General features: G+C 61.8%; 14 protein-coding genes. 9 read left to right on the top strand and 5 right to left on the bottom strand.

From position 1 onward, the window contains the following. Window positions 1–22: 22 nt before the first annotated feature. Together ACSQ84_RS25085 and ACSQ84_RS25080 are read right to left on the bottom strand one after the other, a co-directional pair. Complete coding sequence (locus ACSQ84_RS25085; protein WP_436214389.1) at window positions 23–2,524, bottom strand: bifunctional diguanylate cyclase/phosphodiesterase; 2,502 nt, start codon at window positions 2,522–2,524, stop codon at window positions 23–25. Between the two features lie 296 nt (window positions 2,525–2,820). After that, a complete protein-coding gene (locus ACSQ84_RS25080) occupies window positions 2,821–3,171 on the bottom strand; it encodes a hypothetical protein (RefSeq protein ID WP_436214388.1) in 351 nt (116 codons plus the stop codon). A gap of 92 nt (window positions 3,172–3,263) precedes the next feature. Between ACSQ84_RS25080 and ACSQ84_RS25075 the strand changes: the two genes are divergently transcribed. Both ACSQ84_RS25075 and ACSQ84_RS25070 read left to right on the top strand, forming a co-directional pair. Continuing rightward, window positions 3,264–3,803 carry a TetR/AcrR family transcriptional regulator gene (locus tag ACSQ84_RS25075; RefSeq protein WP_436214387.1) on the top strand — a complete coding sequence of 180 codons (540 nt, stop codon included), beginning with the start codon at window positions 3,264–3,266 and terminating at the stop codon, window positions 3,801–3,803. 43 nt (window positions 3,804–3,846) lie between these two features. Further along, window positions 3,847–4,041, top strand: a complete 195-nt coding sequence (locus ACSQ84_RS25070) for a Trm112 family protein (protein WP_192740625.1) — start codon at window positions 3,847–3,849, stop codon at window positions 4,039–4,041. A gap of 149 nt (window positions 4,042–4,190) precedes the next feature. Here the strand turns inward: ACSQ84_RS25070 and ACSQ84_RS25065 are convergent, their stop codons facing one another. Further along, window positions 4,191–5,411, bottom strand: coding sequence for a ubiquinone biosynthesis hydroxylase (locus ACSQ84_RS25065; protein WP_436214386.1), 1,221 nt, complete (start codon window positions 5,409–5,411; stop codon window positions 4,191–4,193). Between the two features lie 180 nt (window positions 5,412–5,591). Between ACSQ84_RS25065 and tesB the strand changes: the two genes are divergently transcribed. After that, complete coding sequence (tesB, locus tag ACSQ84_RS25060) at window positions 5,592–6,455, top strand: acyl-CoA thioesterase II (RefSeq protein WP_436214385.1); 864 nt, start codon at window positions 5,592–5,594, stop codon at window positions 6,453–6,455. 25 nt (window positions 6,456–6,480) lie between these two features. Here the strand turns inward: tesB and ACSQ84_RS25055 are convergent, their stop codons facing one another. Then, window positions 6,481–7,389, bottom strand: coding sequence for a DUF4339 domain-containing protein (locus tag ACSQ84_RS25055; protein ID WP_436214384.1), 909 nt, complete (start codon window positions 7,387–7,389; stop codon window positions 6,481–6,483). A 300-nt stretch (window positions 7,390–7,689) separates the two neighbouring features. Between ACSQ84_RS25055 and ACSQ84_RS25050 the strand changes: the two genes are divergently transcribed. The 5 genes from ACSQ84_RS25050 to ACSQ84_RS25030 all read left to right on the top strand — a co-directional run bounded on the left by ACSQ84_RS25050 (window position 7,690) and on the right by ACSQ84_RS25030 (window position 12,578). Then, complete coding sequence (locus ACSQ84_RS25050; RefSeq protein WP_436214383.1) at window positions 7,690–8,028, top strand: P-II family nitrogen regulator; 339 nt, start codon at window positions 7,690–7,692, stop codon at window positions 8,026–8,028. Window positions 8,029–8,172: 144 nt separating this feature from the next. Further along, a complete protein-coding gene (locus tag ACSQ84_RS25045) occupies window positions 8,173–9,426 on the top strand; it encodes an ammonium transporter (protein ID WP_436214505.1) in 1,254 nt (417 codons plus the stop codon). Between the two features lie 312 nt (window positions 9,427–9,738). Beyond that, entirely contained in the window at window positions 9,739–10,077 is a 339-nt protein-coding gene (locus ACSQ84_RS25040) for a P-II family nitrogen regulator (protein ID WP_007598642.1), read from the top strand. Window positions 10,078–10,113: 36 nt separating this feature from the next. After that, a complete protein-coding gene (locus tag ACSQ84_RS25035) occupies window positions 10,114–11,574 on the top strand; it encodes an ammonium transporter (protein ID WP_436214382.1) in 1,461 nt (486 codons plus the stop codon). A gap of 188 nt (window positions 11,575–11,762) precedes the next feature. Further along, window positions 11,763–12,578 (top strand): DUF3658 domain-containing protein, encoded by an 816-nt coding sequence (locus ACSQ84_RS25030; RefSeq protein WP_436214381.1) that lies wholly within the window; start codon window positions 11,763–11,765, stop codon window positions 12,576–12,578. A gap of 66 nt (window positions 12,579–12,644) precedes the next feature. On the opposite strand, the gene ACSQ84_RS25025 is transcribed toward ACSQ84_RS25030, so the two are convergent. Beyond that, complete coding sequence (locus ACSQ84_RS25025; RefSeq protein WP_436214380.1) at window positions 12,645–13,130, bottom strand: DUF4240 domain-containing protein; 486 nt, start codon at window positions 13,128–13,130, stop codon at window positions 12,645–12,647. Window positions 13,131–13,285: 155 nt separating this feature from the next. Here ACSQ84_RS25025 and ACSQ84_RS25020 point away from each other — a divergent pair, with 155 nt between their 5' ends. Continuing rightward, the gene (locus ACSQ84_RS25020; RefSeq protein WP_436214379.1) at window positions 13,286–13,693 is read left to right on the top strand and encodes a GFA family protein; all 408 of its coding nucleotides are present in this window, start codon (window positions 13,286–13,288) and stop codon (window positions 13,691–13,693) included. Window positions 13,694–13,822 lie beyond the last annotated feature (129 nt).

The following is a 13,822-nucleotide window of genomic DNA, read 5'->3' as shown; positions in this document are numbered from 1 at the left end:
ATCGACCAACTCAGGGGTAACCTTACGCGGCGGTCGCGGACGCTTTGACCCGCGAGCGCACCATCTGCGCAGCTTCGGCGCCCGTGATCGGCGGACTGAAATAGTAGCCTTGCGATTCGACGCAGGCCTCGCCGCAGAGGATACCCCATTGTTCCCTGGTTTCCACGCCTTCGGCCGTCGTGGTCTTGCCGAGGCTAACGGCAAATCGGACCACCGCACGCGCGATGACCCGGGATTCTTTCTTTGCGCTCGTCAGCTCGCTGACGAAGCAACGGTCGATCTTGATTTTGTCGAATGGGAACTTTTGCAAGAAGCTCAGGGATGAGTAACCCGTGCCGAAGTCATCCAGCGCAACCCGCACGCCCAGTTCGTGCAGTTGACCCAGGGCAGCGAATACGGCCTCGCTATCGTGCATGATGGCCGTTTCGGTTACCTCGAGCTCAAGCCTTTGTGGCGCAATTTCCGAACTCGCCAGGGCGCTGACAATGATCCGAACCAGGTCTTTGCTTCTGAACTGAGCGGGTGACAGGTTTACCGCGATCTTGAGATTGGCGGGCCATTTTACGGCCTCCGCGCACGCTGTCCGCAGGACCCACTCTCCGATAGGCACGATCAAGCCGGTTTCTTCCGCGAGCGGGATGAAATCGCCCGGCATGACCAGGCCGCGCTCGGGATGATGCCAACGCAACAGCGCCTCGAAGCCGCTGATCTTGCCGGTCTTGAAGTTGACGATCGGCTGGTAGCGCAGTTCGAACTCATTATTGGTAATCGCGCTGCGCATGTCCCGTTCGAGGTTGCGGCGGGCATGCATGAGTTCGTCAAGTTCCGGCTCGAAGAAACGGAAGGAGCCGCGTCCGCCGTTCTTGGCGGAATACAATGCGAGGTCCGCTTTCTTGAGGATCTCATCGGAATCGGTTCCGTCGCGTGGCGCAACGGCAATGCCGATGCTCGTTCCGACGGTGACCCGATGATCGCCAAGATTGAAAGGTTCGCAAAGCGCGGCCTTGATTCGTTCGGCGAGCGCTACGGCCTCCACCAGCGGATTTTCCACGCACTCAATGACAGCGAACTCGTCGCCGCCCAGCCGCGCGACCATCGCCGTTTCCCTGACGCACCCCAGCAGCCGCGCGGCAACGGCCTGCAACAGCGCGTCTCCCGTTGGATGCCCCAGCGTGTCGTTGACCTCCTTGAAGCGGTCGAGATCGAGCATGAGCACCGCCAGATCGGCGCCTCCCCTGCGCGTGATGGAGAGGGCGAGTTCCAGTCGCTTCCTCAGCAGCACGCGGTTTGGCAGGTCGGTCAGCGCGTCATGATGGGCCATATGCGTGATCTTGGCCTCGGACCGGCGCTGCTCGGTGACGTCTTGGTGCGTCGCCACCCAGCCGCCGCCAGGCATCGGTTGCCTCGTAACGCAGATCAATCGACCATCGGCAAGCTCGTCGATGCGACTTGCAGGGACGTTGGACGGCAGCGCATTGAGGGCCGACAGCACCTGCTGTGCGGTGCTGTCATTGGTGCCACCCTTGAGGATGCCGTTGCTGACGCGATGCTCGATGATTTCGCGGTGTGGTGTTCCCGCCCGCAACAGTTCCGGCGGCAGGTGATACATTTTCGCGTATCGATCGTTGCAGACGACAAGCCGCTTCTCCGCATCGAACATGCAGAGACCCTCGCCCATGTTATTGATCGCCGAATCCAGCCTGAGCTTCTGCTCCTGCAAATCTCTTTGGGAGCCTTCGACCTGTTGCCGCGCGAGCGAGAGCTGATCGATGATCTCCTCGAATTTGCGCGTCCGGTTGGCGAGGCGGCGATCCGCCAGCACGCCGACCAGGCTCATCCCGAGCACTGACAGAGCGACGCCTGCAATCGCAACGGCGAGAAAGGCGGGAGAAAGTGACATCGCATCAGGCGCCCGCGTCGGATCAGGGACGATCTCCACTGCGCCCATGGCCGTGAAGTGATGCGAGACAATAGCGAGCGTCAGGAAAAGCGCGGCGACAAGAGTTCCCCATATATCCTTGTGGCGGACCGCGAACGCGAGCGCCGCATAACCGAACATCATGCCGATAATGATGGAAGCGAACACGAGATCAAGCGACCAGGTGACGCGGCCGGGGACTTCAAGCGCCCACATGCCGAGATAATGCATGCTGGCAATTCCCGCGCCGATAATTCCGCCGCCGATGGGCGCGCGCCACCGGCCGGGCGCATTGGCGGAGAAACCGAACCCGCCGGACGTCAGTATCATTGCCGCGGCGAGCGACAGTGCCGTCAAGGCCACGCCGTATCCGGTCGTGACACCGGGCTCGTAGGCGAGCATCGCGATGAAGTGCGTCGCCCAAATCCCGTACCCGATCGCGGCGCCGGCGATAGCAATCCAGATCAGCCGCGTCCTGGCATGCGACGAGATTGCGCGATGGAAGATATGGATGGCTACAACGCTTGCAACGAAGCAAACGATGCCGGCAAGCAAAACCAAGCGCCAGTCGTGTTCGACCGTAAGGCAAGTAAGAACGCGAAACATGTTATTCCGCCATGGTTGTTCTGCTCACGAATACACGGATACGAATTGCTAACTGGCTAACTTTTTTGCAGGTTCCGAAGGCGTGGTTATCCGGTCGTAAATGCGATTCCTACAATAGCTTCCGTACTTTTACGCGAGCTTCCGTAGTTATACGCGCATCGCGAGATGATCGCCGCAAAATGGACGTGTTGGAAATGGCTTCGACAGCAGTCGAAGCTGGAACGGCCGTATTTACTGAGCCGAGGATCGATGTAGACCTCGCAGCGAGCATACTCAGCGGCGATTGGGCGCGGCGGCTAATACCCCGCGACCGCCAGCACGACGACGACGCCGAGCGCCTTCCAGCCGATCGCGCGGCCCCGCGACCACCATGCGTTGGCGACGGCGGCGAAGCTGTAGATCGCGATGACGGTGACGACGATCCAGTGCCGCGCGCTTTCCGAACCCATCGATGGCGCTGCGATCAGCAACACCGCGCCGCCGATCCACGCGACCGTGCCGGCCTGCCACACCAGCCGGATCAGCGTGCGCAGGCTTTCCGGCTGGATCGTCGCTTTGGCAAAGACTTTGGTCTCGCCAAGCACGCCGTGAACGATCGACACCGCTATGCCGGCAATCCCGGCGCATTGCAAAATGATATCGCGCATCGAAAAGCCTCCATACAGTACTGTATGGTTATGCACCGCGGCCTGGCGGTTGTCAATACAGTAGTGTATGGTGGGATGCGCAGGACAGGAACATGGTCGATCAACTCTCGGCACAGGACTGGCTCGACCAGGGCCTGAAAACGCTGGCGAAAAGCGGCTTCACGGCGCTGAAGGCGGAACCGCTGGCGAAGGCGATGGGGGTGTCGCGCGGGAGCTTCTACTGGCATTTCGCCGATATCAGCGCGTTCCACGCCGCGATCCTCAAGCGATGGCGCGAGATTGCGGCTGAACAGATCATCGCGGGCGTCGAGGCCGTCTCGGCCGACAAAAATCCGCTCGAGGTGCTGCTGCGCCGGGTATTCGGCGCAAGGCTGGCGCTGGAAAATGCAGTCCGCACCTGGGCCAGCGTCGATCCCGCGGCGCGGACCGCGGTGCAGGCGATCGACCGCCGCAGGCTCGGCTATGTCGAGCGCCTACTGACGCAGTCCGGACTGCCCGCAGCGGTGGCCCGCGCCCGCGCGCAGATCCTGTACTGGGCGTTTCTCGGTTTTGCGCTGTCGGACCAGCCGCTGCCGAAAGCGCAGCAACAGGCCCTGCTCGATGAGATGCTGCGGATGGCCAACTCGCGATGACAGCTTTGCTGTGCTAAGGAACCGGCCAGACTGGAGACACCAAATGAATTCGACCGAACGCCTCGACAGCACCGTCGATCCGAAATTGCTGGAAATCCTGGTGTGCCCGATCACCAAGGGCCCGCTGGAATTCGACGCCTCCCGGCAGGAACTGATCTCGCGCTCGGCCAAACTCGCCTACCCGATCCGCGACGGCATCCCGATCATGCTGCCGGAAGAGGCCAGGAAGATCGATTGACTCCGCTGTCGTCCCGGACTAGCGAAGCGCGATCCGGGACCCATACCGCGTTGTGCTATCGGTTGGAGCGAGGTGGCTGACACTTTCTGTAATGATCACGTTCGGTGGCTATGGGTCCCTGCGTTCGTGCGCAGGGACGACGCGAGAGTCTACAGCGCTTCGCCCTTCAACAGCCGCGGTACTTCGCCTGACAATCCCGCGGCCTGGCGGATGAACAGGCTTTTCAGCGGCGGCGCGCGATCGACCAGGCCCAATCCGATATCGCGCACGGTGCGCAGCACTTGCGATTCGTTGGAGAACAGGAAGTTCAGCGAGTTGGTGGCAAGCCCCATCGCCATGGTGTCGAACCGCCGCCAGCGCTGGTAACGCTCCAGCACGTCGACCTGGCCGAGATCCATGCCGAGCCGCGCGGCGTCGACCACGACTTCGGCCAGGGCGGCGACATCCTTCAGGCCCATATTGAGGCCCTGGCCCGCGATCGGGTGAATCACATGCGCGGCGTCACCGATCAGCGCCAGCCGTTCGGCGATGAAAGAGCGCGCGACGAAATAGCCGAGCGGAAACGCGCGCGGCTGGTCGAGCGCCTTGACCTCGCCGAGATGCAGACCAAAACGCTGCTCGAGTTCGCCGTGAAATTCGTCTTCGCCGAGTGCTGTGATGCGCGCAGCTTCAGTGCGGTTCTCGGTCCACACCAGCGACGAGCGCTTTCCGGTCAGCGGCAGGATCGCGAACGGCCCCGCGGGCAGAAAATGTTCTTCGGCGCGGCCGTGATGATCGCGCTCATGGCCGACCGTGACGACGATGCCGGATTGATCATAGTCCCAGCCATGGGTCGCGATGCCCGCACGCTCGCGCAGCTTTGAGCGCGCGCCGTCGGCGGCGACCAGCAAGCTCGCGTCAATGCGATGGCCGTCCGCCAGCGTCACGTCGATGCCGTCGGTGCGGGAATCGAACGAGGCAACCGCGGTCGCCCGCAAATCGATGCCCTCGGCCTCGGCGCGCGTCACCAGTGCATCGATCAGATAGCGGTTCTCCACCATATGCGCGAACGGCTCGCCGGGCTCGACATTGCCGGCGAACGTCAAAAACACCGGGCGGGTGGCGTCTTCCAGCTTGGAATCGGTGACGACCATGTCGAGAATGGGCTGCGCGGTGGGCGCGATCTGGCCCCAGACGCCGAGCGCCTCGAACAGCCGCCGGCAGGCGGCGACGATCGCAGTGGCGCGCGGATCGCGGCTCGGCCGCGAGGCCAGCGCCGGATCGGCCACGATCACCGGAATATCGCGGCCGAGGCCCTGACGCAGCGCCAGCGCCAGCGCCAGCCCCGCAAAGGCGCCGCCGCAGATGACAATACTTCGCTGTGCCGGCATCGGGACCTGCTTAATTCACACTCTTGCACCTGGAGTATAGCTGGGTGAAACAGAGTTGAGAAACAAGAGCTTTATCCGTCATTCCGGGGCGATGCGCAGCATCGAACCCGGAATCTCGAGATTCCGGGTTCACGCTGCGCGTGCCCCGGAATGACAAAAACTCCAACCGAAAGCGCCGCCATGTCCGCAAGCGTGACCGACCTGATTTCGATCCTCGATATCGAACCGATCGAGGTGAATTTGTTTCGCGGCAACAGCCCGAAAACCGCCTGGCAGCGGGTGTTCGGCGGCCAGGTGATCGGACAGGCGATGGTGGCGGCGTGCCGCACCGTCGAGGGCCGGCTGCCGCATTCGCTGCATTGCTATTTCATCCTGCCGGGCGATCCGCATGTTCCGATCATCTACCAGGTCGAGCGCTTACGCGACGGCAAGAGCTATTCGACCCGGCGCGTCACCGCCATTCAGCATGGCAACGCGATCTTCTCGATCATGGTCTCGTTCCATGCCGAGGAAGAAGGTGCGTTCAACCACCAGGACAGGATGCCGGACGTGCCGCCGCCGGAAAAACTCTCCGCCGAAGAAGTCGCAAAACAGCCGGTGTTCAAGGAGATGCCGGAGTTCATCCAGCGTTATTACGAGATGGACCGGCCGATCGAACTGCGCCCGGTCGAGCTCGGCCGCTATTTCGGCGAGACCATCGACGATGGCCGCATCAATGTCTGGATCCGAACCGCGGCAAAACTCCCCGACGATCCGGCGCTGCATATGTGCGCGCTGGCCTATGCGTCAGATTTCTCACTGCTCGATGCTGTGATGGCGCGCTACGGCCGCACGCTGTTCGACAGCAATCTGATGCCGGCCAGCCTCGATCATGCGATGTGGTTTCACCGGCCGTTCCGCGCCGACGAATGGCTGCTCTACGCGCAGGATTCACCGAGCGCACAGGGCGGCCGCGGGCTGGCCCGCGGCCTCATTTTCAAGCCCGACGGCACGCTGGTGGCGTCAGTGGCGCAGGAAGGGTCCATACGCCAGCGCCGGACATAGCGTTTCCGGGCGAAGGCCTTGCGCCTTACCCTTTGGCCTCGCTGCCGCGCTCGGCCAACACGGTCTGCGACGCCAGCCATTGCCACATCCATCGATACACCCATGGAATCGGGATGATGAGGATCGACGCGATGGCAGCCACGATCACGCGCCACAGGAACTCCAAGCCAGTGCCGAGGAATACGACTTCGCGCCGCGTGCCCTGGATATTGCGGCAAACCCATCGCATCATGGCCGCGTAAACCCACGCCCAGCCGATGATCGTGAAGATGGCGAGCACCCCGAGGATCGAGTATCCCAGAAACGCCCAGATCGAACCGGAGAAGCTGAGCCCGAGCGGCTCGCCGTCGGACGCAAGGTTCGCGATGAACCATTTCAGGAAAAGCCAGTAGAGAACAAACTGAACGACGTTCACCAGATTGCTGAGCCACTCATTGCCGACCAGGGCAAAGGCGACCGCGAGCACGACAATCCCGAAATACCAGGGAACGATCGTCATCGGGTTGCCCGTGAAGCTGAGGTTCGGCCGGCCCGGCACCTTTACGCACGGCACGATCCAGTTGAGATACCAGACCAGGACCCACGGCGCGGGGATGACCAGCAGCATCCCGATCACCATCACGAGGCTGCGCCAGACAAACTCCAGGATGCCGAAATCGATCGACAGCGGGCCGCCACTATAGCCGCCTCCGTAACCGCCACCGCCGCCGGCCATCGGCGGCGGGCCGCCCGGTTGCGTCACCGAGGGCGGCGCGCTGCCCGCCGGCATCAGGCCGGGAATTTCGCCCGCACGCTGCCAGCCCGACATGCCTTCGGACCAGACCAGCGTATCGGCGCGGACCGTCCCCCTTGTGATCAGATCTCGCAGCTGGGCTTCCGGAAATGGCCCCTGTTGCTGGCCGTTCGATGCATAAAACCACGATCGGTTCGACATTTTTAATCCCTTTGGTCGTGGAAACGGGGGAAGCCGGCGGGGCGGCTGGCGAAAAACCCATTCTGTCGGAGGATCATATTCCCTGTACAGTGACCGAGGTCACCCGGTGCGAAATGTTTTCCCCTTAAACCTGCAACTTTTTTGTGCCATTTGCATAGAAAGATGCCAGATTTGGATTTGGCAGCGAAGCGCTGAGCAGCCAGCCTGCCGAACATGCCAACAGACCGTCCAACAGATCGCCTAAAAGAACGTCCAAAACGACCATCCAAAGAGCATTCCAAGAGACATGAAGGCCTGACCATGAAACTCGTCGTCGCGATCATCAAACCATTCAAGCTTGACGAGGTGCGCCAGGGACTGACGGCCATCGGCGTCCACGGCATGACCGTCACCGAGGTCAAGGGTTACGGCCGCCAGAAGGGCCACACCGAAATCTATCGCGGCGCCGAATATGTCGTGAACTTCCTGCCCAAGCTGCGCATCGAAATCGCGGTTGCCTCGGACATTGCGGAAAAGGCGGTCGAGGTCATCACCGCGCATGCGCGCACCGGACAGATCGGCGACGGCAAGATCTTCGTGACGCCGATCGATCACGCCTTGCGCATTCGCACCGGCGAGACCGACAGCGACGCGCTCTGAGTTTTCATTGCAGTTCAACGCGCGCTGGCAACGACGCCTGACGCGCGAGCCAAAAAAGCCAACACAACGACAACAGGCCGGGGAAATTCCATGGGGGCACATTCGTATCGTGCAGCGAAGCTCGCTGCGCTCAGCATTCTTGCGATGAGCTTTTCGCCGGCGACGCCGGCCGTTGCGCAGACATCGACCATCAACGCCGCCGACACCGCGTGGATGATCGTCGCCACCGCGCTCGTCCTGATGATGACGATACCGGGCCTGGCGCTGTTCTATTCCGGCATGGTGCGCAAGAAGAATGTTCTGGCGACGATGGCGCAGAGCCTGGCTGCGGTCGCGATCATCTCGATACTCTGGGTGTGTTTCGGCTATTCGCTGGCGTTCGTCGGCGACGGTCCCTGGATCGGCACGCTGGACCGCTGGTTTCTCATCGGCGTGACGATGGACAGCGTCAATCCGGCGGCCAAGACGATTCCGGAAGCGCTGTTCATGCTGTACCAGATGACGTTTGCGATCATCACCGTGGCGCTGGTGGCGGGCGCGGTGGCCGACCGGATGCGGTTCTCGGCCTATCTGTTGTTCGCGATCGGCTGGTTCATGTTCGTCTATGTGCCGCTGGCGCATTGGGTGTGGGGCGGCGGTTTCCTCGCGACCATGGGCGTGCTGGATTTTGCCGGTGGTCTGGTGGTGCATCTGTCCGCCGGCATCGGCGGCCTGGTTGCCGCCACGGTGATGGGACGGCGTCACGGCTATGGCAGCGACAATCTTTCCCCGTTCGATCTGTCGCTCGCCGTCATCGGCACTGGATTGTTGTGGGTTGGCTGGTTCGGCTTCAACGGCGGCTCGGCGCTGGCGGCCAGTCCGCGCGCCGTGATGGCGATCACCGCAACGCATCTGGCGGCCTGCGCCGGCGCGCTGACCTGGGGCGCGATCGAATGGGCGACGCGGCGCAAGCCCTCGGTGCTCGGCATGATCTCTGGCGCGATCGCCGGCCTCGGCACGATTACGCCGGCCTCCGGTTTCGTCGCGCCCTGGCACGGCATCGTCATCGGCGTGGTGGCGGGTCTGGTGTGCTTCTGGGCCTGCACCTGGCTGAAGCACCGCTTCAATTACGACGACTCACTCGACGTGTTCGGCGTCCACGGCGTCGGCGGCATGACCGGCACCCTGCTGGCCGGCGTGTTCGCCACCTCCGCCATCGGCGGCACCGCCGGGCTGATCGAAAACAACCCGCAACAGGTATTGATCCAGCTCTACGGCATCGCCGCCACCCTGGTGTGGTCGGGCGGCGTGACCTACGTGCTGCTCAAGCTGGTGAGTGCATTCGTGCCTCTGCGGGTGTCACTGCAGCAGGAGCTCGAAGGCCTCGATATTTCGCAGCATGGCGAGGCGCTGCAATAAGATTTCCTGCCCTCTACTGCGATACCGCCCTGCTGCCCTAGCGCTGGGCAGGATTATGTCCGGAGTCTGGCGTGCTCACGTTTTGAGCATGCCTGCCTGTGTTTTGAGCGCGGCGGAATAGCGCAGTTTGGTTCCCCCTTGGAAAACGCCGAAAAGCCCCGGATTCATAAACCGTTAGGGAATTCCACCGTTCTGGCACGGCATTTGATTCTAGGGGTCATGGCTGTGCCCGCGAAGTGAACCTCTCCGCGTGGTGAACCTCAGTCGAGAACGCCCGGTCTGTCTGAACCGGGCCAAGCGGGGATAGGACCCATGAAAATTGTTATGGCGATCATCAAGCCATTCAAACTCGAAGAAGTCCGGGACGCCCTGACCGCCATTGGCGTTCACGGTCTCACGGTGACGGAAGTCAAAGGCTATGGTCGGCAGAAGGGCCACACGGAAATCTATCGCGGCGCTGAATACGCGGTGAGCTTCCTGCCCAAGATCAAGATCGAAGTCGCTGTGGCTTCGGACCAGGTCGACAAGACCATCGACGCCATCACCACGGCAGCCAAAACCGGACAAATCGGCGACGGCAAGATCTTCGTCATCAACCTCGACCATGCGGTTCGCATCCGCACCGGTGAGGCGGATGCCGCGGCCCTCTGATTTCGCGCTCAATCATACCACTCAGGAGTAAAACAAATGACGTTCAAGCGTCCCTATAGCGCGGGATTGACGGCCCTCGCAGTCGGCCTGTTGGCCGCGACCGCCGCTTACGCGGAGCCTACTGTCAACAAGGGCGACAACGCCTGGATGCTGACGTCGACGGTGCTGGTGCTGTTGATGACGATTCCCGGCCTGGCGCTGTTCTATGGTGGTCTGGTCCGCTCCAAGAACATGCTCTCGGTATTGATGCAGGTTTTCTACACCGTCTGCATCGTCACCCTGCTCTGGGCGGTCTACGGCTACAGCCTCGCCTTCACCGGCGGTTCGGACTTCATCGGCGGCTTCTCCAAGGCGTTCCTGAAGATCGCGCCCGAAGGCAAGACGATTCTCGATGCTCAGGTGGCGACCTTCTCCGCCGACGTCAACATCACGGAGCTGATCTATATCTGCTTCCAGATGACCTTCGCGTGCATCACCCCGGCCCTCATCGTCGGCGCGTTCGCCGAACGGATGAAGTTCGCGGCCGTCGCGCTGTTCGTGCCGCTCTGGGTCACGCTGATCTATCTGCCGATCGCGCACATGGTTTGGTACTGGGCCGGACCGGACGCGATCTCTGCGGCGCTCAAGACCTTCGAAGCCGCAACCGACAAGGCGGCTGCGCAAGCCGCCTTCGATGCGGCGAAGACCGCGTTCGGGGATGACCAGGGCTGGATCTTCAAGAAGGGCGCGATCGACTTTGCGGGCGGCACCGTGGTGCATATCAACGCCGGCATCGCCGGTCTGGTCGGCGCGCTGCTGATCGGCAAGCGGGTCGGCTACGGCAAGGAGCTGATGGCTCCGCACTCGCTGACCATGACCATGATCGGCGCCGCGCTGCTCTGGGTCGGCTGGTTCGGCTTCAACGCCGGATCGAACCTCGAAGCCTCCGGCGGCGCCGCGCTCGCCATGACCAACTCCTTCGTTGCAACCGCAGCGGCGGCGATGGCCTGGATGTTCGCGGAATGGATCGTCAAGGGTCACCCCTCGGTGCTCGGCGCGTTGTCGGGCGCGGTGGCGGGCCTGGTGGCGGTGACGCCGGCGGCCGGTTACTCCGGTCCGATGGGCGCGATCGTGCTCGGTCTCGTGGTCGGAATCGTCTGCCTGTTCTTCTGCACCGTGGTGAAGAATGCGCTTGGCTATGACGACTCGCTCGATGTGTTCGGCGTCCACTGTGTCGGCGGCATCGTCGGCGCGCTCGGCACCGGCATCCTGGTGAACCCGGCGCTCGGCGGTACCGGCGTCATGGACTACACCATCGGCAAAATCGCGGAGTACGACTTCGCAGCCCAGATGACCTCGCAACTCTGGGGCGTCTGCACCACGCTGGTGTGGTCGGGCATCGGTTCTGCGATCCTGTTCAAGGTCGTCGATGTCATCGTCGGCCTGCGCGTCAACGTCGAGACCGAGCGTGAAGGCCTCGACGTCACCGAGCACACCGAGCGCGCCTACAACATGTGAGTTCTCCCGGGACGCGGTCCACCAGGGTCGCGTCCACAACTCCGGTTCGGGCACATACCCGGCAATGCCCTGACCGTTGAGGGGCTCCAGCGCAAGTTGGAGCCCCTTTCTTTTTTCTAGCAATGCATGCCGAGGCTGGACGCGCGATTTTGAAGGTGTCATCACGGTCCGCCCGTTGAGGATCGATGATGACGCAGACCATCGTTCATTTCGTTTTCACGCTTTCAGGCGCGGGGAACCTCGTCCGGGCACTGAGGAAAGCCGGCCGGAAAGATCAGGTCGTTACGACATGGCATGGTTTGAACTTTGGTCCGATCGACCCGTCTGATCCCTCAGCGCGCGCGATATGGCTCGAAAAAGAACTCGGTCGGACCAAGCCTGAAGACCGCGCCCCCTCTGAACGAGATTGGGACGATGCCCTGTTTCCCGGCCATCGAAAGATCGTATGGCTGAGCCGGCGGTCTCCACATGAATATTGCGGCTTTCTGAATTGGCTATGGCAGTGGGGTGATGCCCCATTCGACATCATTGATTTAAGCGAAGTATTGATTTCTCCCTCCCCGGAGCGCGGCCCACCGCGACTGCCCGTCTTGGCCCCCTGTCTCGCCTATCTGCGCGACGATAACATTCGCCTTAACAAGCTTTGGGACCTCGCCATGCCATTGCCGACCAACAGGCGCGAGCAGTACCTCGACGTGTGGCGGCAGCTGATCTCTGAAAATGCACCGCTTCGTGTAATCGAGAATGGCATTCTGGTATCGGCGGAAGCCGCTTATTTTGACTCGCAGCTGATGGAGCTGATAACCGACGATTGGCAGCTCGTATCGCGGATCATCGGGACAGCCATGGCTTCCGAACTCGACGACGAAATTGTCAACATTGATTTTGAGTGGTTGAAGCAACGCCTGATGTTGCTCGTAGAGCGCGGTCAGCTCGAAATTCTTGAGAAGCGCAGCCGAGAAGAGATGCACCGCGGCCAAGTGAGGTTGTCGCGGACGCGGTAGGCATTAGTTGTGACCGCCAGAGTGCGGCGCGGACGACCGCGCACCATTCGGGAAAACGAGTACGCTTTACCCAAATTTCGCGGCGAGTTTCGGATACAGGTCATACACCTTGTCCTCCTGCCACTCGGTTCCGGATGGTTGAGCCGGCGCGATCCTTTGCGGAAGGCTGCCGGCAACCGCATCGACGCCATCGGTGACGGCGTATTGATAGCCTTCATAGAACCAGTCCGATTCTTCGAAATCTTCGTCCGCCAGCGAGTCCGGATCGGCGAGCGCGCGCTCGAATGCCTGGGGCCCGCGGGAAATCAGCGCCGTACGGAAATCGGTAAAGGCATCGTCGCTGCACCCGCCATCGATGACGTAAGCTGCGCCCCACAGAGGCCAGTTGTAAGCCTCGTGCATCATGGCGTCGAAATGCTGGGCGAACTCGAGCGCCTCGTCCTTTGATAGCGCCGAGATCAGTTGCCGCAGCGCATCGCATTTTTGATCCATATCGCCGCCTGAAAGATCGTGTGCGCGCTGTACGACTTTCCAGAAACCCTCTTCGTCCATCACATGCTCCTGCCAGCGCTCGCCTTCCGGCGTTCGTGCGCAAACTAATCCGGGAATGGCTGAAATCACGATGGAACAGAAACCAGGGCTAAAAAAGCATTGCCAAATCCGGCACGGGGCGCAGAATTGACCAAAACGAAAACCGGGAGAACGTCATGAAACTCGAAGGCGGATGCTATTGCGGCAAAGTGCGTTATGAGGCCGAGGGCGAGCCGATGATGAAGGCGCAGTGCCATTGCCGCGAATGCCAGTACATCACCGGCGGCTCGACCAACATGTTCCTGGTGATGCCGATCGCCGGTTTCAAATACACCAAGGAAACCCCGAAACAGTTCAAGCGCACCGATCTGGAACGCGCCGTGACGCGGGAATTCTGCGCCGAATGCGGCACCCATGTCGTGACACGGCCGCCGGGTTTGCCGGGCGTCGTCGTCAAGGTCGGCACACTCGACGATCCCGCAATGTTCGGCGGCCCGCAGATCGCGATCTACACCGTCGACAAGCAACCCTACCACCACGTGCCTGAGGGCATGCCGAGCTTCGAGCGGCTGCCGCAGCGGTAGGCGCGGGAATCGTCATCGCGAGCCAACGGGTCGCGCGAACGCGCGCCCGATGACAGGCTCCGCGAAGCAATCCAACTTGCTCCAAGCCGAGGCATGGATTGCTTCGCTTGCGCTCGCAATGACGGCTTG

Origin of the sequence: Bradyrhizobium sp. LjRoot220 (genome assembly GCF_964252915.1) — a bacterium.
GTDB lineage: Bacteria > Pseudomonadota > Alphaproteobacteria > Rhizobiales > Xanthobacteraceae > Bradyrhizobium.
Note: the sequence above shows the minus strand (reverse complement) of the source record. Positions and strands in the feature narration are given on the sequence as shown.